The following is a 23521-nucleotide window of genomic DNA, read 5'->3' as shown; positions in this document are numbered from 1 at the left end:
GGGCGGCCCCTGCGCGAACGGTGGGGGGGCGCCCACCGATCACCGAGCCCCCGTGGCCCTTAAGTGGCCCAAACTCGAAGGTCGCCCCCCCCCCTGGACAAACGGGGGTGGGGCCCATTTCGTTTTCCGCCTTTGGCCGGGGCCTTTTGCTTCACGTTCTTTCGTTTTTCGCCTTCACTTATTTGTGGTTTATGTGAAGGAATTATGTGAGATGTGGCTCATTGTCCGTCTATAGGTCGAACACCGGGTTGCACCTACATTGAGGGGAGCTGCCCGAAAGGCCTCCTTCATGCGCAACGCTCCCACCGCTGCCGGCGACCCCGCGGTCCCCGGGCGGCTCGCCGCCCTCGGCCGGTTCTGCTTCCGCCACCGCCGCTGGGTGCTCGGCCTCTGGGCCGTCGTCCTGGTCGTGGGCGTGCTGATCGGCGGCCGGGTCTTCGAAGGAACGGTGGCCGGCGCCTCCTCCGCCACCGCCGAAGCCGACCGGGGCAGCGCGGTGGTCGCCGCGACCGACCCGGCCCGCGGCACCGTCACCGCCGTCGTGGACGGGAAACCGGTCGACGACCCGGCCGTACGGGCCGCCGTCACCAAGGCCACCGCCGACCTCGCCGCCCTCCCCGGCGTCTCCTCCGCGCTCGACGCCTACGGCGCCGGCCCGGCGCCCGCCGCACTGCGCTCCGCCGACGGCACCGCGAGCCTGGTCACCGTACGGATGGCCGACACCAGCACCTCCGCCCAGACCGACGCCGTCACCCAGCGCCTCGCCGCCCTGAACGGCGAGGCCGGCGCCCACGTCACCGTCGGCGGGGACCTGGTGCTCCAGGACGAGGTCAAGAAGCAGACCGAACAGGACACCCGCTTCGGCGAGATGGTGACGCTGCCGCTCACCCTGGTCGTCATGGTGCTGGTCTTCGGCGGCCTCGCCGCGGCCAGCCTGCCGGTGATCGGCGCGGTCGCCTCGGTGGGCGGCGCGCTGCTGGCCATGTTCGGTTTCAGCCGGATCATGGACATCGACACCAGCGTGCTGCCGATCGCCACCGTGCTCGGGCTCGGACTCTCGATCGACTACGCGCTGCTCATGGTGAACCGCTTCCGGGAGGAACGCGGGCACGGCGCGGGCATCGCCGCCGCCGTCGAACGCACCGCCGCGACCGCCGGGCGCACCGTCGCCTTCTCCGGCCTCACCGTCGCCGTCGCGCTCTCCGGCCTGTTCGTCTTCACCAGCCCGGTGCTCGGCGCGGTCGCCGCCGCCGGGGTGAGCGTGGTGGTGATCGCGGTCGCCGCCGCGCTGACCCTGATCCCCGCGCTGCTCGGCTTCGCCGGCTCCCGGATCAAGGCGCCCGCCGCGCCCGTCCCCGACGAGGGCTTCTTCAGCCGGACCGTCCGCCGGGTCGGCAAGCGGGCGGTGCCGGTCGCGCTCGCCTGCGTCGCCCTGCTGATGGCCGCCGGCGCGCCCTTCCTGCACGCCGACATGCGCAACTCCGGCGCCGCCGTGCTGCCCGCCTCCTCGGCCGGGCGGCAGGTCGCCGACGCCGTCGACCAGCGCTTCCCGCAGGCCGCGGCCGCGCCGATCACCGTCGTCGTCGAGGGCGGCGCGCCCGTCGCCCAGGCGTACGCGGACGACGTCGTCGCCAAGCTGCCCGGGGTCGCCGGGGTGCGGGCGGTGAACCCGGTGAGCGACTCGGTGTCCACCGTCGACGTGCTCGTCCACGGTGACCCGCAGGGCCACCAGGCCAAGCAGGTCGTCCAGGAACTGCGGGACGACCGCGGCGGGCTGAAGACCTACGTCACCGGCGGCGCGGCCTCGGTCGTCGACTTCAAGGACGAGCTGATGTCGCGGGGCCCCTGGGCGCTCGGACTGGTCGCGGTCGGCACACTGGTGCTGCTCTTCCTGATGACCGGCTCGGTGGTGATGCCGGTCAAGGCGCTGCTGATGAACCTGCTGTCGCTGGGCGCCTCGCTCGGCGCGCTCACCCTGGTGTTCCAGGACGGCTACTTCAGCGGGCTGCTCGGCTTCAGCCCCACCGGCGGGCTGGAGACCTTCATCCCGGTGCTGGTCTTCGCCTTCGCGTTCGGGCTGTCCATGGACTACGAGGTGTTCCTGCTCGCCCGGATCAAGGAACTGCGGGACAAGGGGCACAGCTGCACCCGGGCGGTGGAGCTCGGGGTCCAGCGAAGTGGCCGGATCATCACCTCGGCGGCGCTGCTGATGGTGATCGTGTTCGCCGGGTTCGCCCTCGGGGACATGCTCATGGTCAAGCAGATGGGCATCGCGCTGGCCGTCGCCGTCGCCGTGGACGCCACCCTGGTGCGCTGCCTGCTGGTGCCCGCCGCGATGAGCCTGTTCGGCGAGTTCAACTGGTGGGCGCCCGCCCCGCTGCGGCGCCTGCACCGGCGCTTCGGGCTGAGCGAGCACGTCGAACTGCCGACCGTCGGCGAGGCGGCCGTGGGCGAGGCGGCTGTCGGCGAGGTGGCTGTCGGCGAGGTGGCCGTCCCGGTCCCGCGGCCGGAGGCCAGGGACCTGGTGGGTTCAGCGCAGTCGGCGCAGTAGGTCGACGCCCGCCCTCAGGGCCAGCCGCTCCTCGGGGGTGAGGCGGGCCTCGATGGCGGTGGCGATCCGCTCCTCCCGGCGGGCGCGCTGCTCCAGCAGGGCGGCGCGGCCCGCTCCGGTCGCGGTGACCAGCAGTTTCCGGCCGTCGGTGGGGTGGGGCTGCTGGGCGACGAGCCCGGCCTCGGTCAGCAGGGCGACGGTGCGGGCCATCGACTGGTGGCGGACGCGCTGGTGCTCGGCGAGTTCGGCGACGGTGCAGGCGCGTTCGTCGCGGACGAGGACGCCGAGGACGCCGGCCTGGTTCTGCGGCAGCTCGTCGCCCGGGCGCAGGGAGCGGACCAGGTCGCCGATGGCGGCGCGCAGCTCGGCGGCGAGTTCGAGGGTTTCGGGAGCCGGACTGTTCATGGGAGAAGCCTACCGGGAATCTCCATAGCAAAACTGTGCAGTCCTGCTGTATTGTCGGCCGCATGAGGATCACCAAGTTCGGACACGCCTGCGTACGCCTGGAGCACGACGGGACGACCGTCGTCGTCGACCCCGGGGCGTTCACCGACCCCGCCGCGCTGACCGGGGCCGACGCCGTCCTGGTCACCCACGAGCACATGGACCACTTCGAGGAGGCCCGGCTGCGCGCCGCCCTGGAGGCCGACCCGGCCCTGCGGGTGTGGACCAACAGCGCGGTGGCCGCCCAACTGGACGGCGTGGCGCAGCGCGTCGCCGTGGTCGGCGAGGGCGACGCCTTCGAGGTCGGCGGGGTCGGGGTGAGCGTGCACGGCGAGTGGCACGCGGTCATCCACCGGGACATCCCGCAGGTGAAGAACATCGGCTTCCTCTTCGACGGCCGGCTGTTCCACCCCGGCGACGCCTTCACCGTGCCGCCGCACGCGGTGGACACCCTGCTGCTGCCGCTCGCGGCGCCGTGGAGCAAGGCCGGTGAGGTCGTCGACTACGTCCGGGAGGCGGCCCCGCGCGTGGCGGTGCCGGTGCACGAGGCGACGCTCAGCCCGATCGGGCACATGATCGCCACCCGGCTGCTCGGGCCCGACGGGCCGGGCACCGGCGCGGAGCTGACCGTGCTGGGGGAGGGCGAGAGCCTGGAGCTCGGTTGACGGTGCCGGGGGGCGGGGTCGGGTGGCCGGTCCATGGCGTCGGCGGTCCGGGCGCCGGTAGCCTGACGCCATGCTGAAGATCGGACTGACGGGTGGCATCGGCGCCGGCAAGAGCGAGGTGTCCCGGCTCCTCGCCGCCCACGGCGCGGTGATCGTGGACTCCGACGTGATCGCCCGCGAGGTGGTCGCGCCCGGGACGGACGGTCTGGCGGCCGTGGCCGCCGAGTTCGGGCCGCAGGTGCTGCGCGAGGACGGCGCGCTCGACCGCCCGGCCCTCGGCGCGATCGTGTTCGCCGACCCGGCGCGGCTCCAGGCGCTGAACGCGATCGTCCACCCGCTGGTGCGCGCCCGGTCCGCCGAACTGGAGGCCGCGGCCGCGCCCGACGCGGTGGTGGTGCACGACGTGCCGCTGCTCGCGGAGAACGGCCTCGCCCCGCTGTACGACCTGGTCGTGGTGGTCGACGCGGCCGACGACGTGCGGGTGGAGCGGCTGGTGCGGCTGCGCGGGATGGCCGAGGAGGAGGCCCGGGCCCGGATGGCCGCGCAGGCCTCGCGGGCGGACCGGCTGGCGATCGCCGACGTGGTGATCGACAACGGTGGGCCGCTGGAGGCGCTCGCGCCCCGGGTCGACGAGGTGTGGGCGGAACTGGTGAAGCGCGCCGCCGCTGCCTGAGGTTCAGGCGGCGGTCAGCGGTAGGCGGGCCCGGACGGCGAACCCGCCCTCGGTGGTGGGGCCGGCGTGCAGCGTGCCGCCGAGGTCGTCGGCGCGGGTGCGCATGCCGTCCAGGCCGTGGCCGCCGGAGGGCAGTTGAGGCCCGTCCGGGTCGGCCGCCGTGGCGGGGGAGTTGACGATGTCCAGGCGCAGCCCGTCCGGGTGGACCTCGACGGTGACGGCGACCTCGGCGGCCGGGGCGTGCTTGTGGGCGTTGGTCAGGGCTTCCTGGACGATCCGGTAGGTGGCGTACTGCACGGCCGGTCCGGGGGCGGGCAGTCCTTCGGCGGGGCCGGTGAGGGTGAGGTCGACGGCGAGTCCGGCCTGGCGGGACTCCTCGACCAGGGCGGGCAGTCCGTGCAGTGAGGGGCCTTGGTCGGAGGCCGGGGTGAGGACGCCGAGCAGGCCGCGCAGCTCGGTGAGGGCCTGGAGGCCGAGGGCGCGGATCAGTCCGAGGGTCTCCCGGACGGCCGTCGGGTCGTCGGCGGCCGCGACCTGGCAGGCGCCGGCGTGCAGGGTGATGAGGGAGACGCGGTTGGAGACGACGTCGTGCATCTCCCGGGCGAGCCGGGCGCGTTCGGCGGCGGCGGCGCGCTCCTCGGCGTACCGGCGGGCTGCCTCCAGCAGCCGGTTGCGTTCGGCGAGCGCGGCGACGGCGCGGGCGCGCTGGTGGGCGGTGAGGCCGAGCGCGAGCGGGACGGCGCCGAAGACCAGCGGGTCCTCGGCCAGGTTGGCGAGGGCGGAGAGGCTGCTGACGTCCCCGAGGTCCATGGGGACGAGCAGGCGCACCCCGGCCAGCGCGGCCAGGACGGCCAGCACCCGGGTGGCGCCGCGCCGTGTGGCCAGCCCGTAGAGGGCGACGGCGAGTGGGAGTTGGCCGCCCAGCAGGGTGACGGCGGCGACGGCCGCCGGGTACCGACGGCGGACGGCGAGGGCGAGCGCGCCGGCCGCCACCAGGCCCGCGTTGACCGGTGCCGAGGTGGTCGGCCCGATGTCGGGGTCGCCCGCGGCGAGCGGGACGAGCACCAGCAGCACCAGGGCGGTCGGCCCGAGTGCGACGACCGGGCCGGGCAGGCGCAGCGGCGGGCCCGGCAGCGGTACCGCGGCGAGGGCGGAGTCCAACTGGTCGCCGGCGTCGGTGTGGTGGGCGGCGTGGGGCTGGTCGGTGGACGGGTGGTGCTGGTGGCGGGCGGGGTCCAACCGGCCGGTGGGGCGCCGGAGTCGGGGCCGCTGCTGGGTGGGCTGGCGCATGGGGGCATGCTCGCACACCCCGTCCGGCCCGGGGTGGCGAGCGGGCCGCAGTGGCCGGGAACAGCCTGGAATTCGCCTTCCCCGGAAGGGATCATGGTCGGATGGATGATCGTTTCTCTCCCGAGCCGCCGACCGTCGTCCGGCTGCCGCAGTACACCCGCGCCGACCAGGACGAGATCCTCGGCCCCGGCGACGACCCGTACGGCGTCGCCTACACCGGACTGGCCTGGCTGCCCAAGGACATCCACTTCGGCGTCCGGGCCGCCGACGGCCGGCTCGTCGCGCACACCGGGCTGCTGCCGCTCCCGCTCACCGTCGGCGGCACCGACCTGACGGCGGTCGGCGTCGGCGGCGTCGCCGTCGCCCCCGACCGGCGCGGCGCCGGCCTCGCGCAGGCCCTGGTCCGGGCCGCCCTCGGCCACGCCCGCACCCTCGGCCACCGGCACGCGCTGCTGTTCTGCCGCCCGCCGCTGGCCACGTTCTACCGGGGGCTCGGATTCCGCGAGGTCGCGGAGGAGGTGACGGTGGAGCAGCCCGAGGGGCGGCTGGCGGTGATGCCGCTGCGCACCATGTGGGCGCCGCTGGCGGAGGGCGCCGGATGGCCGGAGGGGCCGGTGCGGTTGCGCTCGCTGCCGATGTGACGTGCCCTGTGGGGGTGGGAGTGGGGGCGGGGGTTGGGCGGGCGCGGGGCCGGGCGGGGTCACTCCGGCCAGGCGGAGTTCTCGATCACGGCGACGAAGTCGGTCCGCTCGAAGTCCGGGTCGAAGTGGGCGAGGACGTCCGCCTTGACGTTGCCGAAGGCGGTCTCCGGCTTGGGCGCGACGCCGTCGTGGAAGGCGCGCAGGATGCCGCGCTTGAAGTCCGGGCGCGGATGGGCGGCGACCACTGCGTCCCGGTCGGCGGCGGCGAGGTCCGCGTACCCGATGCCGAGCACGTCCAGCTCCACCCCGGCGGTGGTCAGCGCGATCTCCGGCTCCAGGAACTCCGGGATGCCGGGCGTGGTGTGCAGGGCGATCGCCTCCCACACCAGGCGCACCCGCCGCTCGTCCACCCCGTGCCCGCGCAGGAACGCGGCGGCGGCCTCGGCGCCGTCCACCTCGAAGCGCCGACCGGAGGCGTGGTGCTCGGGGCCCAGGCCGAGATCGTGGAACATCGCGGCCAGGTACAGCAGTTCGAGATCGAAGTCGAGCCCCCGGCGGCGGCCCTGGAGGGCGCCGAACAGGTAGACCCGGCGGGAGTGGTGGTACAGCAGCTCGGTGGTGGCGTCCCGGACCAGCTCGGTGGCCTCGGTGGCGAGGTGGCTGTCGGGGATCCGGACTCCGGCGATCTCGGTGGCGGTCATGCGGTGGCCTCCAGAGTGGTGGTGCTCGGGTCGGTGCCCGGGTCGGTGGCGGTCGGGACGGTGGCGGTTCGGTCGGCAGCGGCCGGTGAGCCCGCCGCGTGGGCGACTGCGGCGCCGGCCAGCGCGCGGATCATGGCGTGCGCCCGGGTGCCGTCGCCGGACAGCTCCGGCTGGAACAGCGAGGCGAGGAAGAACGGGTGGTCCGGCAGTTCCAGGACGCGCACCTCGCCCGCGCCGTCCGCGCCGCTGAACCGCAGCCCGTGCGCGCGCAGCCGGTCCAGGTAGTCGGCGTTGAGGCCGTACGCGCAGTGGTAACGCTCCAGGGTGCGGGTGGTGCCGAGGACGCGCTCGGCGAGCGTGCCGGGGGTGATCGCGACCTCCCCCTCGTGGCCGACCAGGGAGCAGGCCAGCGGCACGATCACCTGCTCGTCCCGCTCCGGGTGCTCCTCGCCGTGGACGGCCCCGCCGAGGCCGCAGACGTTGCGGGCGTACTCCAGCACCGCGTGCTGGAACCCGGCGCAGGTGCCGAGGAAGGGGATGCCGCGCTCGCGGGCGGTCCGGACGGCGGCCAGCGCGCCCGCCTCGCTGCGGTAGGGGCTGCCGGGGAGCAGCCAGACGGCGTCGAAGCCGTCCAGGGCGCCGGGCGCCCCGGCGTCCTCGGTGGGGATCCAGTAGGCGTCCAGGACGAGCTGCTCGCGCTCGGCGAGGGCGTCGAGCAGGCCGGGGATGCGGGCGTGCGAGCGGACGGCGGGGGAGCGGTCGCCGACCAGGGCGATCCGCGGGGTGAGGTAGGTCATGGGACTATCCTGACCCCGCACCCGAGATCAGCGCCAACGATGATTTCTTACCCCTCGATCAGAAGAGTTGATGACTGCCGTGGATCCGCAGCAGCTGCGCACCTTCGTCACCGTCACCCGCCTCGGCTCCTTCTCCGAGGCCGCGCGGGAACTCGGCTACACCCAGTCCGCGGTCTCCCAGCAGATCGCCGCCCTGGAGGCCGACCTCGGGACCGGCCTGCTCAGCCGCCGCCCGGTCGGCCCGACCGAGGCCGGCCTGCGGCTGCTGGAGCACGCGGCGCCCCTGCTGGTCCGGCTGGAGGCGGCGCGCGCCGACGTCGCACGCCTGGCTGGCGCCCCGAGCGCCCGGCTGGTGCTCGGTGCCACCCCGCTGGCAGTCGGAGCGACCCTGGGGCGCGCACTCGGCGAGGTGCGCCGGGCCCACCCGGCGGCCGACCTCGTCGTCCGGGTCCTCGCCCAGGACGCGCTGCCCGCCCAGGTCGCCACCGGCGAGGTCGACCTCGCCCTGATCGACGGCCTCGCCGCCCCCAGCGACCCGCTGCCGCTGCCCGACGTCGGCCCGCTCACCACCGTCGCCGTCGACGAGCAGCCAGTCGCCGTCGCCCTCCCGGCCGGCCACCCCCTCGCGGGCCGCACCGGCGTCGCGCTCGCAGACCTCTCCGCCGCCCGCTGGCTCGACGCCCCCGACCTCACCCCGACCGCCGCCCGGCTGCGCGCCGCCGCCGGCGTCGACGGCTTCCGCCCCGCCACCCGCTACCGGGGCACCGACGTGCACGGGCTGCTCGCCCTGGTCGCCACCGGACACGGGCTCAGCCTCCTCCCGGCGTCCGTCCTCGCCGGGGCGCCCGGCGTCGCGTCCGTGTCGATCGCCGCCCCGCGGCTGGTGCACCGCACCGAACTGGTGCACGGCAGCCTGCCGGAGGGGCCGGCCGCGCTGCTGGCGCGGCTGCTGTCGGGCGCGCCCTGAGCCCGCTCCCCGGATCGCGCCGGGCGCCCGCGGTGTTTGTGGAGGCGCGATCACCGGCCGTTCACGTCCTGGGACTGACGGTGGTCGCATGGGTGGTGCTGTCATGGGCACAGTCGTCCGGCGAGAGGCCGGGCAAGGCCTAGGAGATCTCCCCACATGATGCTCCGTCAGCGTCTCACCGTCGTCGCCGCGGCGGCCGTCCTCGCCGCCGCCGGGCTCGCGGCCGGCACCGCGCAGGCCGCCCCCGCGAAGGGCTCACCCGTCAAGATCCGTCCGCTCGCGGCGAGTTGTTCGCAGGCCTACCTGCCGCTGCCCGACCCGTTCTGCACGCCGGGCGCCTACAACCCGGACGTCACCCAGGCCACCATCGGCCAGACCATCTGCGTCTCCGGCTGGACCTCCACCGTCCGCCCGCCGACCAGCTACACCAACGCGCTGAAGGCGCAGCAGATCGCGCAGTACGGCTACGCGGACACCAACCTGTCCGACTACGAGGAGGACCACTTCGTCCCGCTGGAGCTCGGCGGCGCCCCGCGCGACCCGCGCAACCTCTGGCCCGAGCCCCGCTACGGCAGCCAGACCGCGACCGGCAAGGACGGCGTCGAGACCAAGCTGAAGAACGCGGTCTGCAAGGGCACGGTCGGCCTCGACGACGCCCGCCGCGCCATCGTGACCGACTGGACCACCGCGCTCAGCAGCCTCGGCCTCTGACCCTTTGGTTTTTGTGCTGGTGCGGCGGTCGGCCCGTCCGGTCCCCTGTGCCGGACGGGCCGACCTGCCGTCCGCCCCGTGCGCCGCCTCGGCGGTGCGCGGGGCCGTCTGTGGTGGTTCTGTGGTGGTGGTCGGGGCGTGGCGCCGGGTCAGCGGCCCGAGCGGGCCGAGTGGCCCGGGGCCGGGCCCGCGGTGGTCCCGGGCCGTGTGTGCGCGGCGCCGTCCGCCCGTTCCCGTTGCCCGGTCGCCTCGCGGATGCGGGCACTCGGCATGGCTGTTCCCTTCCCCCGTACGTTCTGCCGCCCGGCCGCCGGCCCGCTGCGCTCCTCTGTTCCGAGGGGCGGTCGGGGTCGGCTGCGTCGACGGCGGTCGAAACTTATGCCACCGGGCCGCCGGGAGCAAAGCGGGATACCGGCGGGTAGGCCGCCTTCCCCGGCCGCTGCGGGGGCGTTGGTGGTGAACGTGTGTGCGGGCGTGTCGGAAGGTATGGCGGGCCCTCGGCGCCCGACCGGTCGGCGGGACGGCGCGCGGTCGCGGATTCCCCCTGTCGGGCGGGGGTTTGCGGGTCGGCCGCAGCCCCGGCCGACCCGCCCGTGCGGGCCCGCGGCCGGTCGCGGCGGACGGCCGATGCCAAGGCTTTCCCCCGACCGGATCCGCCGCCCTCCCGCCGGGCGGCCCGCCTGGCCCGGCCCGGCACGGCACGCCCCCGGACCGGTGGCGGATCAGGCGTGGGTGCCGGGGACGCCGAGCTGCTGGGCGAGCCAGGGGAGGGCCTGGGCGAAGGTGGCGGCGCCGGTCTGCCAGGTGTGCTTGCCGGAGCCGACGGCGGTGGTGGTGCGGATGCCGTCCTTCCGGGCGGCGTCGTTCAGGGCCCTGGCGGACTCGATCTGGCCGTGCTCCTCGTCGCCCTGCCCGAAGTAGCCGGAGACGCCCTGGTACTTGGGGTGGTGGGCGAGGACGGTCAGCGGGTCGTGGGCGGCCCAGGCGGCCGCGTCGCCGCCGTACAGCTCCTGGACGGTGTGGTCCTTGTCGCCGGTGGAGGGGCCCTTGTCGCCGGAGAAGTCGCCGAAGTGGGTGAAGACGTTGGGGTGTTCGACGGTGAGGTCGACGGCGCAGGTGCCGCCCATGGACCAGCCGGCCACGCCCCACTTGTGCGGGTCGGTGGCGGCGTTGAAGGTCTTCTGGACGAACGGCGGGACGTCCTTGAGCAGGTGGCTCTCGGAGTTGCCGTGCGGGCCGTCGACGCACTCGGTGTCGACCCGGAAGCCGCCGGTCGCGTCGACGAAGACGAGGATCGGCGCGAAGCCGTTGTGCTTCGCGGCGAAGTCGTCCGCGGTCCTCACGGCGTTGCCGGAGCGGATCCAGTTGTCGGGCGCGGCGAACTCGCCGCCGATCAGCTCCAGCGCCGGCAGCTTCGGCCGGTTCTGGCTGCGGAACCACGCGGGCGGCAGGTAGACGAGCTCCTGGCGGTGGGTGAAGCCGCTGGCCGTGCTCGGGATGTCCACCTGGACGATGCGGCCGGTCTTCGTCTTCCCGTGCAGGGAGCCGAGTTCGGCGAGCGTGATCTGCTCCGGCAGCGGCTGCCCGCTCAGTTCGCCGATCGCGTCGTCGAGGGTCGGGTAGTAGCCGGTGGCGATGTTCACGCTGTTGGCGGCGCAGAACAGGGCGAGCAGCGCGGCTGGCGGCGCGAGCGCCCGGCGCCACCAGCGGGCGCCCCGCCAGCCGAACCCGAGCGCGCTGACCGCCGCGACCGCGATCCCGCCCCACAGCCACACCCCGAACGGGATCGGATCGGTGATCCCGGCGAGCGTGAGCACCCCGACGGCGGCGAGGGCGGTGAGCAGCAGCGCCGTCCCGAGGGCGACCGGGCCCCACTTCAGCCGCCAGACCCGGTCCCGCCAGCCGAGCGCGGCCAGGAACAGGGCGAGGGCCACGGCCTGGACGGCCCAGGGGAACCAGCCGCCGAGCAGGGAGACGTTCATCTGGCGGAGGCTAGGGGTGCCGGATGAGAAGTCGATGAGAGGCTGGCAGGCCGCTGGAAGAAGGCTGGGAGCGCGAGTCGATGCACTTGGAACGGTGTCGTGGACCGGGTGTGGACGTCAATCCGGGGGCGGCCCCGTGCTCGGCATGGGGCCGCCCAGGACAGTTGAGGCTAGCGAGCTGCCGGGAGCTCGCCCGCCTGGACGGCGGCGATGAAGGACTGCCAGGCCTCGGGGCTGAAGCTGAGGGCCGGGCCGTGCGGGTCCTTGCTGTCGCGGACCGGGACGACGCCGGTGAAGCCGTCGGCGACTTCGACGCAGTCGTCGTTCGGGTTACTGGCGCTTGCCTTCCTCCACTGGACGGGGAGTGCGGAGGCGACAGGGAAGTGGGTCACTTGAGCATGTCTCTCTTCTGTGTGATGAGGCTACGCGACTCGTCGAGGGCCAAGGCGGTTGCCATGATTTCGTCGAACGCCGCTCGATAGACATCGACTTGGTCCGGGTCCTCGACCCAGTCGCTGCTGAGCATTCCGCTGAGCAGAACCAGGTCGAGATCGCGTTGCCGAAACTCCAGGAGTGCGAACGGCCCGGTCATGCCGGGGTGCGGCGGAGCCATGGCCGGCATGACCTGGATCCTGATGTTGGGGAGCCGGCTGAACTGCAGCAGCTTGTCCAGCTGGTCAGCCATCACGCCTGGTGCGGCGCTCATGGTCAGGGCCGACTCGTGGATCACGGCCCATAGCTTCAGCGGGTTCTCGGATCGAGTCAGGACGGACTGCCTGTTGATCCGGACTTCGACTCGCTCTTCGACGCTGGGCTTCTCTATGACGCCGCTGGAGATGATGGCGTGAGCGTACTGGCGCGTCTGGAGCAGGCCAGGGATGTAGGCAGACTGATATGACTTGTTACCCACTGCGGTTTCTTCGAGGCGGATCAGATCCGTGTAGAGCGGGTTCAACTGCTCGTAGCCCGCGATCCAGCCGGGACGCCGCTTGTCTCGAAGGATCTCGACGAGGACCTCTTTGAGCTCCTCGTCGCACTCGTAGAAGTCGAGCAGCGCGCGGACGACGTCCGGCTTGAGCTGGACGCGGGCGTTCTCGTATCTGCTGAGCTTCACCAGGTTGACGCCGTCGACCTGAGCCGCCACCTCTTCGGCCGACAGGTTCTTGAGCTCGCGAAGTCGCCTGAGCTCGGCTGCGATGCGCCGGTATCGCACGGCTGGTACTGCGACCGCCATCTATGTGACCCCTTCAAAGCTTCCAAGAACCAGTGTGCATGGCGTATGTGATGCTTCGCCACCACCTTCGGGGAGTCTAAGGGCGACGCCTTGCCACTCAAGGTGAAAGTTTTCATATTTGCTCGACTTGCCTTGCGCTTCCGATGTGGCGTGCATCATGCTTTGAGTAACGGAGTGCTAGCTGACTGTGAACGCCTGTGCAGGTCGGTGGGCGCGCATTCCGGTGCCTCGTGCTGGGTGCTGCGCTGGTCGCGGAAGCCCGCCGAGTCGGCAGCTCTGCCTTGGATCTTCTCCACTCGCTCCCGAAGGTGGCTTCGCCATGTTCGAATCGCCTGACAATCCCCCCGAGTTCGTGTCCAGCTGCTGGCTGCTGCGCAGTCGGCGGTCGCCGGCGAAGGCCCGGCAGGCGCTCTTGCGGCTCCTCGGCTCGACCCCCGCCGGTGAACTCTTCGCGGACTCCGGTCTGTTGGTGGTCTCCGAGCTCGTCACCAATGCCGTCGTGCATGGCACTCCGATCGGCAACCGGCTGTGGCTCTCCCTCTCCCTCATCCCCTCGCGACTGCGCATCGAGGTGCACGACGCGCGCCGTGACCGCGCGCCGCTCCTTCGCCCTGCGTCCGCCGAAGACGAGTCCGGGCGGGGCCTTCTCCTCGTCAAGCTCCTGTCCGAGCGCTGGGGTTGCTGCCCGCGCGTGCCCATCGGCAAGATCGTGTGGTCGGAGATCGGTTCCGCCGCCGCCTCCTCCGCCCCCGTGGAGCGTGTGGCGTGAACGAGGACCGCCTGGTCACCGCCGAGATCACCGGCGGTCTGATGCCGCCGACGATCTACGCCCTCCTCCCCAAGGCGCTCGACGCCCTCTGGCGCTCCCTCCAGTTCCAGCCCATGAGCCGCCCCCAGTGGCTCTGGTTCGAGCGCTACCTCACCGGCCCGTCCGCCGACTGCTTCGTCGCCGGTTACCTCGCCAGTGCGGGCCCGCTCGACCTCCCTGTCGTTCTCCCCGACTCCCTCCACCACCTGCGTCTCGGCTGGACGCCCCCCGGAGGCGAATGGTGAGCCGTCGCGCGACGGGCCGGCCCTGCCGCTCCTCCCGGCGTGGTGCGTGCTAGCTTTGAACGCGTTCAAATAAGTGGGCGCAAGGGGGAGCCGTGGCCGTGGTGCCGGGGAGTGCGAGGGTGCTGGCGGGGCTGGCGGCCGCGGTGTGTCTGCTCCCGCTGGCGCTCGTGGCGGTGGCGTTCGGCCTGGGCGGCCCGTTCTCGTTCCTGCACGTGATCGCGTTGGTCAGCGCTGCGGCCGCCGCCGTGCCGGTGTGCTACCGGGAGCTCGGCCCGTTCCGGATCGCCTGTGCGGCGGCGGGCGCGGTGGTGGCGGTCGCCTCGGTGCCGCTGCTGTTCGTGGGCATCTGGTTCGTGATCGGGTTCGGCGCGTGGCTCATGCTGGCGGCCTTCCTGTTCCTGCCGGTCGCCGCGATCCCCGCGCTGGTGGCCGCGTTCCAGCGCGCCCGCGGCCCCGAGTACGGCCAGACGGCGGCCGTCCTCGGGTGGACCGTGGGGGTGCTGTCGCTGCTGGGCTGGTCGCTGGTCGCGCTCTACGCGGTGATGGGGCGCTGAACTCCCGGACGGCCCGCCGTCGTCAGCCGGCGAACCGCTCGCGCAGGGCCGCCAGGCCGGCCGTGAACACCCCGTGGAGGCGGTCGGCGGAGTCCTTGCGGTGCTCGGCCTCGACGTCGTACGTGGCGCCCCACTCCACGAAGCTGGCGTCGAGCGCGGTGACCGGGGTGACCCGCAGCGTCGCCCGGTAGCCGTACAGCTCGAACGCCCCTTCGGGGAAGCTGTAGGTGTAGCTGCGGGCGTCCTCGTCGTAGGCGAGCAGCGTCTCGCGCAGCGCAGCGCCGTCGATCTCGAACACCCGGACCGACCCGATCGCGTTGCCCGTCAGCTCGTTGCCGAGGCTGCTGGCCGGCAGGCCCGGGTGCCAGCCGCCGAGGTTGTGGAAGTCCCCCAGCAGCTCCCACACCTGTTCGGCCGGAGCCTCCACGACCGTACTGACCTTCGTACCCGCCATCGTCGTCGCCTTTCGCCGGCCTTCGTACGGACGGACACCATCCTCGGGCCGGCGCGTGGCGGGCGCCAGGGGGCCCGGCGGCGAGCGCCAGGGCGTCACCGTCCCGGCGCGGCCGCTTCGAGGTCGTCGACGGTGCCGGACATGACGGTGCGCAGGTGGCGGGTGAGGTGGTCCGTCGGCCAGTCCCACCAGGCGAGGGCGAGCAGGCGGGCGATGTCCGCCTCGGCGTAGCGGGTGCGGATGAGCTTGGCCGGGTTGCCGCCGACGATCCCGTAGTCGGGGACGTCGTCGACGACGACGGCGCCGGAGGCGATGATCGCGCCGTGGCCGATGCGCACGCCGGGCATCACCATGGCGCCGTAGCCGATCCAGACGTCGTTGCCGACCACCGTGTCCCCGCGGCCGGCGAGGCCGGTGACCAGGTCGAAGTGCTCGGCCCAGCTTCCGCCCATGATGGGGAACGGGAAGGTCGAGGGGCCGTCCATGCGGTGGTTCGCCCCGTTCATGATGAACCGGACCCCCGTACCCAGCGCGCAGAACTTCCCGATGACCAGCCGCTCCGGGCCGTAGTGGTAGAGCACGTTGCGCGTCTCGAACGCGGTCGCGTCGTCCGGGTCGTCGTAGTAGGAGTAGTCGCCGACGTCGATCAGCGGGGACGTCACCAACGGCTTGAGGAGCACCACGCGCGGCTGCCCGGCCACCGGGTGGAGAGTCGAAGGGTCCGGCGGGACGGAACTCATGGCGGTGCCACTCCTGATCGTCAGGTGTGAAGAGCGGAAAGGACATTGATCATCCCACGGGCTAGGATCGCGGCCCATGGATGCGAGCACCCGAACCGACCTGATCGCCGTCCCGCCCGGCCGTGTCACGCTGTCGGACCGCCGTACGCAGCGGAGCTGGACCGTCGAGCTCGCCCCCTACGAGCTGGCGGCCTGTCCCGTCACCCGCGAGCAGTACGGCGCCGGGGCCGGCGACCGGCTCCCCGCCGACAGCGTCTCCTGGTACGACGCCGTCCGCTACTGCAACGACCTGTCCCGGCGGGACGGGCTGGCGCCGGCCTACCGGCTCGACGGCGAGTCCGTCACCTGGGACCGCGCCGCCGACGGCTACCGGCTGCCCACCGAGGCCGAGTGGGAGCACGCCTGCCGCGCCGGAACGGACGGCCCCCGCTACGGGCCGCTCGACGAGATCGCGTGGCACCGCGGCAACTCGGACGAGCGCCCGCACCCGGTGGGCGGCCTGCGCCCCAACGGCTTCGGCCTGTATGACCTGCTCGGCAACGTGTGGGAGTGGTGCTGGGACGTGTACGACGCCGAGGTGTACGGCGACTACCGCGTGCTGCGCGGCGGCGGCTGGTTCGACGAGCACTGGAGCTGCCGCGCCTCCGTCCGCCGCCGCAGCCACCCCACCCTGCGGATCGACGACGTCGGCTTCCGGCTCGCCCGGTCGATCACCGCCTGAAGGCGCGCGCCGCGGGGAACCCGGGCCTGGTCGCGGACCGTTGGGGTCTGCATGAACGACGCACCGGTGTCCCTCAGACCGATCGGCGAAGCCGACCTCGCCCCGCTCGAAGCACTGCTGAACGACCCCAGGGCGTCGGGCCCGTTCCAGTGGTTCGGGTGGCGCGACCCCGGGCGGACCCGGCGCCTCTGGGCGGAGAACGGCCTGCTGGCGCCCGAGCAGTCGATGCTCGCGGTGCTCGTGGGGGGCGAGTTCGCCGGGTTCGTCGCCTGGCGGCAGGTCGGCCGGCCGGACTTGGCGCCGTACTGGAACCTCGGCATCATGATCCGCCCGGAGGCGCGCGGCCGGGGCGTCGGCACGCGGGCCCAACAACTGCTGGTGGACTACCTGTTCGCCCACACCGTGGTGATGCGGCTGGAGGCGGACACCGAGGACGCCAACCTCGCCGAGCAGCGCGCGCTGGAGAAGTGCGGCTTCGTCCGTGAGGGCGTCCAGCGCAGCATGGGCTTCCGGGACGGCCAGTGGCGTGACGTGGTCCGCTACAGCCTGCTGCGCACCGACCCCCGGCCGCTTCCTGAGACCTAGGCGACCCCGAACCACTCCTCCGCGAGGGCGTCCAGCGTCCGCGCGGAGGGCTTCAACTCCCGCCGAGGTGGGTCGGGATGAGGGAAGCGCCCCGCGCCGGAGCGGTTCAGTGGGGCCCGCAGGCGTCGGTGGCGGCGGGGGAGAGGGGTTCCGGGCCGCCGGCCGGGTCGCGGGTGAGCAGGTAGCGGGCGCCGGGGCCGGTGTCGGCGGCGCGGTCGGCGGCGTTGTAGAGGGAGCAGCGGGAGAGGGAGAGGCAGCCGCAGCCGATGCAGCCGGTCAGCTTGGCCTTGAGGCGCTGGAGCTCGGCGATCTGCTCGTCGATGCGGCTCTGCCAGGATTCGGCGACCCGGTCCCACTCGGCGCCGCTGGGGGCGGGGCGCTCGGGGAGCCGGTCGAGGGCGACGCGGGCCTCGTCGAGGGAGAGGCCGACGCGCTGGGCGGCGCGGACGAAGGCGATCCGGCGCAGCGTGCCGCGGGGGTAGCGGCGCTGGCCGCCGGCGGTGCGGGTGGCGTGGATGAGGCCGAGGCTCTCGTAGTAGCGCAGGGCGGAGGCGGCGAGGCCGCTGCGGTGGCCGAGTTGGCCGATGGTGAGCAGGTCGTCGCGGTGCGGGCCGGGTGCTCGGCCGTGGTCCGGGGTCGCGGTCATGGGCACCCACTCTAGCCGCTTGACCTCAAGTCGACTTTAAGTTGCACCATCGTGGTCATGACGACGAACGCAACCGCGGACCTCGCGGAAACCACCCGTTTCGAGGACCTGTCGGCGCTGATGGGCCTGATGACCGGCGACGAGAAGCACGGCCCGGCCGCCACCTCCACCCTGGACGCGCTCTGGGTGCTCTACGACCGGGTCCTGCGGGTGAGCCCGGAGCGGGCCGGGGCGCAGGACCGGGACCGCTTCCTGCTCTCCAAGGGCCACGGCCCGATGGCGTACTACGCGGTGCTCGCGGCCAAGGGCTTCATCGACCCCGGGGTGCTGCCGAGCTTCGGCGGTTACGACTCTCCGCTCGGCCACCACCCGGACCGGATGCTCGTCCCCGGGGTGGAGATCGCCTCTGGCTCGCTCGGGCACGGCCTGCCGCTGGGCGTCGGCACGGCGCTCGGGCTGCGGGCGCAGGGCCTGACCGACCCGGCGGTGTGGGTGCTGGTCGGCGACGCCGAGTTCGACGAGGGCTCCAACCACGAGGCGGTGGCCTTCGCCGGTGCGTACGGGCTGGAGCGGCTGCACGTGGTGGTGATCGACAACTCCTCGGCCACGCACGGCTGGCACGGCGGCATCGCGGCCCGGTTCGCGGCCGAGGGCTGGTCCACCGCGACGGTGGACGGCCGCGACCACGAGGCGCTGTACCGCGCCTACACCGCCGAGCACCCGGGCCGCCCGCACGTGGTGGTCGCCCGGGTCGAGCCCAAGGACTCCTGAGCCCGAGGCCTCCTGGGCCCGAGGCCTCCTGAGCCCGAGGCCTCCTGGGCCCGCGAGCCCTCACGCAAGCGCCAAGCCGGCACGCACGCGCCAACCAGCACGAACCGAAAGGCACTTCACCGATGGACACCATGCGCGACCGCTTCATCGACGTCACCAGCCGCCTGCTGGACGAGGACCCCCGGCTGGCCGTGGTGCTCGCCGACATCACCGCGGCCGCTTTCGCCCCGGCCCAGCAGCGCCACCCGGACCGGGTGGTCAACGTCGGTATCCGCGAGCAGCTGCTGATCGGCGCGGCCGGCGGCCTGGCGCTGACCGGGATGCGTCCGATCGCCCACACCTTCGCCAGCTTCCTGATCGAACGGCCCTTTGAGCAGGTCAAGTTGGACCTCGTCCACCAGGGCGTCGGCGCCGTCCTGGTGAGCGCGGCCGGCTCCTACGACTGGCCGGCCGGCGGCCGCACCCACATGTCCCCGGGTGACGTCGCCCTGCTGGACACCCTGCCGGACTGGACGGTCCACGTGCCGGGCCACCCGGACGAGGCCGAGCAGCTGCTGCGCCACGCCGTCGCGGACGGCGACCGCAACGTCTACGTCCGCCTCTCGGCGCACCAGAACGCGCAGGCCCTGCCGGTCGAGGCGGGCCGGTTCACCACTGTGCGGCAGGGCTCGCGCGGCGTGGTCCTCGCGGTCGGGCCGATGCTGGACGCGGTGCTCGCGGCCACCGAGGGCCTGGACGCCACCGTGCTGTACGCGGCGACGGTGCGCCCCTTCGACGCGGCCGGGCTGCGGGCGGCGGTGGGGGAGCGGGCGGACGTGGTGCTGGTGGAGCCGTACCTGGCGGGCACCTCGGCGAACGAGGCGCACGCCGCCCTGGCCGACCGCCCGCACCGGGTGCTGGGCCTGGGCGTGCCGCGCGAGGAGCACCGGCACTACGGCTCGATCCCGGAGCACCTGAGCGCCTACGGCTTGGACGCGGCCTCGCTGCGGGAGCGGATCGGCACCTTCCTCTGGTGACGCGCGTGGTGGGTCAGGCCGCGCCGACCGCCACCGCGACGATGGCCACCGCGTCCGCCCCCAGCCGTACCGCCGTCCCGTCCAGTGCCGCCGCCCCGAAGGCCGCGACCAGTTCGCGCCCGGTCCCGTCCAGTGGCAGGGCGGCCTCGGTGGGGCCGAGGTTGACGGCGATCCGGTACGGGCCCCGGTGCACCACCAGCCAGCGCGCCGCCTCGTCGTACGCCACCCGCACCGCGCCGAGGCCGGGGTCGGACAGCTCCGGCCGGTCGCGGTGCAGCCGGATCAACGTCCGGTGCCAGGTGAGGAGTTCGGCGTGCGGGGCGCGCCGGGGTTCGGTCCAGTCGAGGACGGAGCGCAGGACGGTGGCGGGCTCCTGCGGGTCGGGGACGGACTCGGCGGCCCAGCCGTGGTCGGTGAACTCCCGGCGCCTGCCCTGCCGGACGGCCTCGGCGAGCTGCGGGTCGGTGTGGTCGGTGAAGTACTGCCAGGGGGTGGCCGCGCCCCACTCCTCGCCCATGAACAGCATCGGGGTGAACGGCGAGGTGAGCACCAGCGCGGCGCCGCAGGCGAGCCGGCCGGTGGTGAGGCAGGTGGAGATGCGGTCCCCGAGGGCCCGGTTGCCGATCTGGTCGTGGGTCTGGAGGTAGCCGAGCAGCCGGTGTCCGCCGTCCGGCGGGAAGGGGCGGCCGTGGCCGCGGCCACGGAAGCCGGACCAGGTGCCGTCGTGGAAGAAGCCGCGGGTGAGCGTCTTGGCGAGGGCGGCGAGCGGGTGGCGGGCGAAGTCGCCGTAGTAGCCCTGGGATTCGCCGGTGAGCGCGCAGTGCAGGGCGTGGTGGAAGTCGTCGCTCCACTGCGCGGTGAGGCCCTGGCCGCCGGCCGCGCGCGGGGCGGTGGTGTGCGGGGTGTTGAGGTCGGATTCGGCGATCAGGAACAGCGGGCGGTTGGTCGCGACGGCCAACTTCTCGACCTGGTGGGACAGTTCCTCCAGGAAGTGGACGGCCCGGTCGTCCGCGAGGGCGTGCACGGCGTCCAGCCGCAGGCCGTCGATCCGGTAGTCGCGCAGCCAGCCGAGCACGCTGCCGATCAGGTAGCGGCGCACCTCGTCGGAGCCGGGGGCGTCCAGGTTGACCGCCGCCCCCCACGGCGTGTGGTGCCGGTCGGTGAAGTACGGGCCGTACGCGGGAAGGTGGTTGCCGGAGGGGCCGAGGTGGTTGTGGACGACGTCCAGCACCACGCCGAGGCCCTTGCGGTGGGCGGCGTCGACGAAGCGCTTCAGCCCTTCGGGCCCGCCGTACGGCTCGTGCACGGCCCACGGCGAGACCCCGTCGTAGCCCCAGCCGTGCCGGCCGGGGAACGGGCAGACCGGCATCAGTTCGACGAAGTCGACGCCCAACTCGACGAGGTGGTCGAGGTGTTCGGCGGCGGCGTCGAAGGTGCCGCGGGGGGTGAAGGTGCCGATGTGCAGCTCGTACAGCACGGCGCCGGGCAGCGCGCGGCCGCGCCAGCCGGTTTGCGACCAGCGGAACGCGGCGTGGTCGACCGGGCGGCTGGGGCCGTCGGGCCCGTGCGGCTGCCAGGGGGAGCGCGGGTCGGGCAGCGGCGGCCCGCCGTCGAGGCGGAAGGCGTAGTCGCCGGTCGGAGCGCCGCCGGTCCACCAGCCCGGGCGCTGCGGGCACCGGGCCAGTGGATGGGCGGAGCCGTCGACCTCGACCTCGACCCGGTCGGTGGCCAGGGGCGCCCACACCTCGTAGATCCGCACGCTCAGCTCCTCCTCGTCAGCAGCGCCACCGGCCGGTCCGCCAGCAGCCGCGCGACGGGCACCGGGCCCGCCGGGTGGGTCCGCAGCGTCAGCTGGTCCGTCCAGGGCCCGCCCTCGGGCAGCTCCAGGACGGTGCCGCGCCAGCCGCCGGCGCGGTCCAGCCCGTACGGGAGTCGGGTGACGGCGGTGACCACGTCGGCGCCGCGGGCGAAGGCCAGCAGGTGGTCGGCGGCGGGGCCGGCGGCGGCCAGCGGCCGGTAGGGCCCGAGCGGGCGGTCGCGCCGCAGGTGCAGCGCCGCCCTGGTGAGGTGCAGCTTCTCGCGGGCGAGGTCGCCGGGGCGCGGGGCGGCCGCGTCGGTGAGCCGGACGGCGAGCGCGCCGAGGTCCACCACGCCCCGGTTGTCCGGGTCGACGAGGGTGTACAGCGGCTCCTCGCTGCCCTGGTAGAGGTCGGGCACGCCGGGGACGGTGAGGTGCAGCAGCGCGGCGGCGAGGGTGTTGGCGCGGGCGTACGGGGCGAGGGCGTGCACCAGGCCCTCGATCCGGGGCAGCAGTCCGGGGTTGGTGTGGACGGCGCGGGCACGCGCGGTGAGCGCCTGCTCGAAGCGCGCGTCGGGGGTGGTCCAGGAGGTGTGCAGCTTGGCCTCGCGGGCGGCCTTGAGGAGGGCGGCGACGAGCCGGTCGGGGTCGATCGGCCAGGCGGCGACGAGGGTGTGCCAGAGCAGCCAGTCGCCGTCGCGGGTACCGGGGTCGGGGCCGCTTTCGCCGTCGTGGCGGCCTTCGCGGTCGTGATCGCCGCGGGGGCCGGGCCCGGCGGCGGTGGACCAGGCGGCGGCCTCGGCGGCCCAGGCCTCGGGCTGCTCGGCGAGGACGGCGAGCCGGGCGCGGGCGTCGGCGCTGCGCTTGGTGTCGTGGGTGGACAGCACGGTCATGCTGTGCGGCCAGGCGCGCTCCAGGTAGCGGCACCAGTCGTGGAACCGGGCCGGGGGCAGCCCCGGCCGGCCGGGCTCGCCGCCGACCTCGTTGAGGCCGGGCAGCGCGTTCCACCGGTAGAAGGCGGTGTCCTCGACGCCCTTGGCGGCGACGGCGGCGGCGGTCTGCGCGAAGCGCTCGCAGAACTCGTCCTTCTGCGGCCCGCTCCCCAGCTCCCCGAGGGCCAGGGCGGCGACCAGCCGGTCCGTCGGGTCGGCCGAGCCGCCCAGCGCCGCGCGCAGCTGCTCGGCGGAGGCCGGCGGCACCGGCTCCCCGGGCCGGGCGTACGGCCGGTACGCCGGGTAGCCGGTGAACAGCCGGCGCAGCGCCGCGCGCAGCTGCCAGGGCGCGTGGTCGGAGTGCGCGGGCTCGGCGGCGCCGATCCGCAGCGCGATCCGCACCAGCCGGTCGACCTCGGCGGCCAGCTCGCCGTGCGGCGCGGTCATGTCGGCCCGCCCGCGCCGGGCGGCGGCGACCGCCGGGTGGGGGTCGGCGCAGGGTTGGCCGTCCGGCGCGGAGCCGGCCAGGAACGCCGCGTACGCCCCGGCCAGCCGGCAGGCGCCCGCGTGGTCGGTGAGCACGCCGTCGATGCGGCGCAGCGCGTCGTAGCCGGTCGTCCCGGCGACCGGCCAGTCCGCGGGCAGCCGCTCGTCGCCGGTGAGGATCTTCTCGACGACGGTGTACGCCCCGCCGGTGGCGCCGGCGAGGCGGCGCAGGTAGCCGCGCGGGTCGGCGAGCCCGTCGGGGTGGTCGATCCGGAAGCCGTCGACGACGCCGTCGGCGTGCAGCCGCAGCAGGGTGGCGTGGGTGGCGGCGAACACCTCGGGCTCCTCGACCCGGACGGCGATCAGCTCGTTGACGGTGAAGAAGCGCCGGTAGTTCAGTTCGGTGCGGGCCAGCCGCCACCAGGCGAGCCGGTACCACTGGCGGGCGAGCAGCTCGTCGAGCGGCAGCCCCGAGGTGCCGGGCCGCAGCGGCAGCTCGTGGTCGTGGTAGCGCAGCACCTCGCCGTCCACCACCAGCTGGTCCAGCACGGTGCCGAGCCGGTCGCCGAGCAGCGGCAGCAGCACCCGGCCGCGCGCGGGGGCGTCGACGGGGCCGGGCTGGGCCGCCCAGTCGATGTCGAACCAGCGCGCGTACGGCGAGTCGGGTCCGTCGCGCAGCACCTGCCACAGCGGCTGGTTGAGCCGCTCGGGGACGGGCACCGCCATGTGGTTGGGCACCACGTCGACGAGCAGCCGCAGGCCGTGCCGGTGGGCGGCGGCGGCCAGCGCGCGCAGGGCGCCCTCGCCGCCGAGCTGCTCGCTGACCCGGCCGTGGTCGACGGTGTCGTAGCCGTGGGTGGAGCCGGGGGCGGCCTCCAGCAGCGGGGACAGGTGCAGGTGGGAGACGCCGAGGGCGGCGAGGTAGGGGACGGCGGCGGCGGCGTCGTGGAGGGTGAAGCCGGGTTGCAGCTGGAGGCGGTAGCTGGCCGTGGGGGCCGTGGCGGTAGCGGTGGCGGATGAGGGGGAGGCGGCGGCCGGGCGGGGCGGTGCGGGCTCGGCGGCGGAGGTCATAGGTCCATGAGTACCCGGGGGAGCCCGCCGCCAAGACC

General features: G+C 74.1%; 25 protein-coding genes. 13 read left to right on the top strand and 12 right to left on the bottom strand.

Going from position 1 to position 23521, the window contains the following annotated elements; all coding sequences use genetic code 11:
- Positions 1 to 289 precede the first annotated feature (289 nt).
- Positions 290 to 2551, top strand: a complete 2262-nt coding sequence (locus tag ACFV6D_RS27975; protein WP_380561524.1) for an MMPL family transporter — start codon at positions 290 to 292, stop codon at positions 2549 to 2551.
- Here the strand turns inward: ACFV6D_RS27975 and ACFV6D_RS27970 are convergent.
- Positions 2531 to 2956: a MarR family winged helix-turn-helix transcriptional regulator gene (locus ACFV6D_RS27970; RefSeq protein WP_380372530.1), complete on the bottom strand. Its 426-nt coding sequence runs from the start codon at positions 2954 to 2956 to the stop codon at positions 2531 to 2533. The two genes, ACFV6D_RS27975 and ACFV6D_RS27970, sit on opposite strands and share 21 nt — an antisense overlap.
- 62 nt (positions 2957 to 3018) lie before the next feature.
- Between ACFV6D_RS27970 and ACFV6D_RS27965 the strand changes: the two genes are divergently transcribed.
- Both ACFV6D_RS27965 and coaE read left to right on the top strand, forming a co-directional pair.
- Positions 3019 to 3660 carry an MBL fold metallo-hydrolase gene (locus tag ACFV6D_RS27965; protein ID WP_380561522.1) on the top strand — a complete coding sequence of 214 codons (642 nt, stop codon included), beginning with the start codon at positions 3019 to 3021 and terminating at the stop codon, positions 3658 to 3660.
- Between the two features lie 70 nt (positions 3661 to 3730).
- Positions 3731 to 4333 (top strand): dephospho-CoA kinase, encoded by a 603-nt coding sequence (coaE, locus tag ACFV6D_RS27960; protein ID WP_380372524.1) that lies wholly within the window; start codon positions 3731 to 3733, stop codon positions 4331 to 4333.
- Positions 4334 to 4336: 3 nt separating this feature from the next.
- On the opposite strand, the gene ACFV6D_RS27955 is transcribed toward coaE, so the two are convergent.
- The gene (locus ACFV6D_RS27955; RefSeq protein WP_380561520.1) at positions 4337 to 5623 is read right to left on the bottom strand and encodes a sensor histidine kinase; all 1287 of its coding nucleotides are present in this window, start codon (positions 5621 to 5623) and stop codon (positions 4337 to 4339) included.
- Between the two features lie 101 nt (positions 5624 to 5724).
- On the opposite strand from ACFV6D_RS27955, the gene ACFV6D_RS27950 reads away from it, so the two are divergent.
- Entirely contained in the window at positions 5725 to 6264 is a 540-nt protein-coding gene (locus ACFV6D_RS27950) for a GNAT family N-acetyltransferase (protein ID WP_380486528.1), read from the top strand.
- A gap of 59 nt (positions 6265 to 6323) precedes the next feature.
- Here ACFV6D_RS27950 and ACFV6D_RS27945 read toward each other — a convergent pair whose 3' ends face one another.
- Both ACFV6D_RS27945 and ACFV6D_RS27940 read right to left on the bottom strand, forming a co-directional pair.
- On the bottom strand, positions 6324 to 6965 hold the full coding sequence (locus tag ACFV6D_RS27945; RefSeq protein WP_380561518.1) for an HD domain-containing protein: 642 nt from the start codon (positions 6963 to 6965) through the stop codon (positions 6324 to 6326).
- Entirely contained in the window at positions 6962 to 7762 is an 801-nt protein-coding gene (locus tag ACFV6D_RS27940) for a hypothetical protein (RefSeq protein WP_380561516.1), read from the bottom strand. Before ACFV6D_RS27940 ends, ACFV6D_RS27945 begins: the two co-directional genes overlap by 4 nt.
- Before the next feature lie 70 nt (positions 7763 to 7832).
- On the opposite strand from ACFV6D_RS27940, the gene ACFV6D_RS27935 reads away from it, so the two are divergent.
- Positions 7833 to 8729 carry a LysR family transcriptional regulator gene (locus ACFV6D_RS27935; protein ID WP_380561514.1) on the top strand — a complete coding sequence of 299 codons (897 nt, stop codon included), beginning with the start codon at positions 7833 to 7835 and terminating at the stop codon, positions 8727 to 8729.
- Between the two features lie 156 nt (positions 8730 to 8885).
- Complete coding sequence (locus tag ACFV6D_RS27930; RefSeq protein WP_380561512.1) at positions 8886 to 9440, top strand: hypothetical protein; 555 nt, start codon at positions 8886 to 8888, stop codon at positions 9438 to 9440.
- Positions 9441 to 10162: 722 nt separating this feature from the next.
- On the opposite strand, the gene ACFV6D_RS27925 is transcribed toward ACFV6D_RS27930, so the two are convergent.
- The 3 genes from ACFV6D_RS27925 to ACFV6D_RS27915 all read right to left on the bottom strand — a co-directional run bounded on the left by ACFV6D_RS27925 (position 10163) and on the right by ACFV6D_RS27915 (position 12656).
- The gene (locus tag ACFV6D_RS27925) at positions 10163 to 11422 is read right to left on the bottom strand and encodes an alpha/beta hydrolase (RefSeq protein ID WP_380561511.1); all 1260 of its coding nucleotides are present in this window, start codon (positions 11420 to 11422) and stop codon (positions 10163 to 10165) included.
- 170 nt (positions 11423 to 11592) lie between these two features.
- Complete coding sequence (locus ACFV6D_RS27920; RefSeq protein ID WP_380372504.1) at positions 11593 to 11814, bottom strand: DUF397 domain-containing protein; 222 nt, start codon at positions 11812 to 11814, stop codon at positions 11593 to 11595.
- On the bottom strand, positions 11811 to 12656 hold the full coding sequence (locus ACFV6D_RS27915; protein WP_363368636.1) for a helix-turn-helix transcriptional regulator: 846 nt from the start codon (positions 12654 to 12656) through the stop codon (positions 11811 to 11813). Before ACFV6D_RS27915 ends, ACFV6D_RS27920 begins: the two co-directional genes overlap by 4 nt.
- 319 nt (positions 12657 to 12975) lie before the next feature.
- Here ACFV6D_RS27915 and ACFV6D_RS27910 point away from each other — a divergent pair, with 319 nt between their 5' ends.
- From ACFV6D_RS27910 to ACFV6D_RS27900, 3 genes are all read left to right on the top strand, one after another.
- On the top strand, positions 12976 to 13425 hold the full coding sequence (locus ACFV6D_RS27910) for an ATP-binding protein (protein WP_380561509.1): 450 nt from the start codon (positions 12976 to 12978) through the stop codon (positions 13423 to 13425).
- A complete protein-coding gene (locus ACFV6D_RS27905; RefSeq protein ID WP_380561507.1) occupies positions 13422 to 13709 on the top strand; it encodes a hypothetical protein in 288 nt (95 codons plus the stop codon). Before ACFV6D_RS27910 ends, ACFV6D_RS27905 begins: the two co-directional genes overlap by 4 nt.
- Positions 13710 to 13801: 92 nt before the next feature.
- Positions 13802 to 14263, top strand: coding sequence for a hypothetical protein (locus tag ACFV6D_RS27900; RefSeq protein ID WP_380372494.1), 462 nt, complete (start codon positions 13802 to 13804; stop codon positions 14261 to 14263).
- 22 nt (positions 14264 to 14285) lie between these two features.
- Here ACFV6D_RS27900 and ACFV6D_RS27895 read toward each other — a convergent pair whose 3' ends face one another.
- On the bottom strand, positions 14286 to 14717 hold the full coding sequence (locus ACFV6D_RS27895; RefSeq protein ID WP_380424906.1) for an SRPBCC family protein: 432 nt from the start codon (positions 14715 to 14717) through the stop codon (positions 14286 to 14288).
- Between the two features lie 95 nt (positions 14718 to 14812).
- Complete coding sequence (locus ACFV6D_RS27890) at positions 14813 to 15457, bottom strand: CatB-related O-acetyltransferase (RefSeq protein ID WP_063347118.1); 645 nt, start codon at positions 15455 to 15457, stop codon at positions 14813 to 14815.
- Between the two features lie 76 nt (positions 15458 to 15533).
- On the opposite strand from ACFV6D_RS27890, the gene ACFV6D_RS27885 reads away from it, so the two are divergent.
- Positions 15534 to 16178, top strand: a complete 645-nt coding sequence (locus ACFV6D_RS27885; RefSeq protein WP_380561505.1) for a formylglycine-generating enzyme family protein — start codon at positions 15534 to 15536, stop codon at positions 16176 to 16178.
- 51 nt (positions 16179 to 16229) lie between these two features.
- Positions 16230 to 16763 (top strand): GNAT family N-acetyltransferase, encoded by a 534-nt coding sequence (locus ACFV6D_RS27880; protein WP_380561503.1) that lies wholly within the window; start codon positions 16230 to 16232, stop codon positions 16761 to 16763.
- A 106-nt stretch (positions 16764 to 16869) separates the two neighbouring features.
- On the opposite strand, the gene soxR is transcribed toward ACFV6D_RS27880, so the two are convergent.
- Positions 16870 to 17409, bottom strand: coding sequence for a redox-sensitive transcriptional activator SoxR (gene soxR / locus ACFV6D_RS27875; RefSeq protein WP_363368653.1), 540 nt, complete (start codon positions 17407 to 17409; stop codon positions 16870 to 16872).
- 57 nt (positions 17410 to 17466) lie between these two features.
- On the opposite strand from soxR, the gene ACFV6D_RS27870 reads away from it, so the two are divergent.
- A complete protein-coding gene (locus tag ACFV6D_RS27870) occupies positions 17467 to 18180 on the top strand; it encodes a transketolase (protein ID WP_363368655.1) in 714 nt (237 codons plus the stop codon).
- A 122-nt stretch (positions 18181 to 18302) separates the two neighbouring features.
- Positions 18303 to 19196, top strand: a complete 894-nt coding sequence (locus ACFV6D_RS27865) for a transketolase family protein (RefSeq protein ID WP_380480576.1) — start codon at positions 18303 to 18305, stop codon at positions 19194 to 19196.
- A gap of 13 nt (positions 19197 to 19209) precedes the next feature.
- Here the strand turns inward: ACFV6D_RS27865 and treZ are convergent, their stop codons facing one another.
- Both treZ and treY read right to left on the bottom strand, forming a co-directional pair.
- A complete protein-coding gene (gene treZ, locus ACFV6D_RS27860) occupies positions 19210 to 20949 on the bottom strand; it encodes a malto-oligosyltrehalose trehalohydrolase (protein WP_380561534.1) in 1740 nt (579 codons plus the stop codon).
- Between the two features lie 8 nt (positions 20950 to 20957).
- Positions 20958 to 23483 carry a malto-oligosyltrehalose synthase gene (treY, locus tag ACFV6D_RS27855; RefSeq protein ID WP_380561501.1) on the bottom strand — a complete coding sequence of 842 codons (2526 nt, stop codon included), beginning with the start codon at positions 23481 to 23483 and terminating at the stop codon, positions 20958 to 20960.
- Positions 23484 to 23521 lie beyond the last annotated feature (38 nt).

It is taken from the genome of Kitasatospora sp. NPDC059812 (genome assembly GCF_042732075.1).
Lineage (GTDB): Bacteria > Actinomycetota > Actinomycetes > Streptomycetales > Streptomycetaceae > Kitasatospora.
The sequence above is the reverse complement of the archived record's forward strand: the minus strand, read 5'-3'. Positions and strand labels throughout refer to the sequence as shown.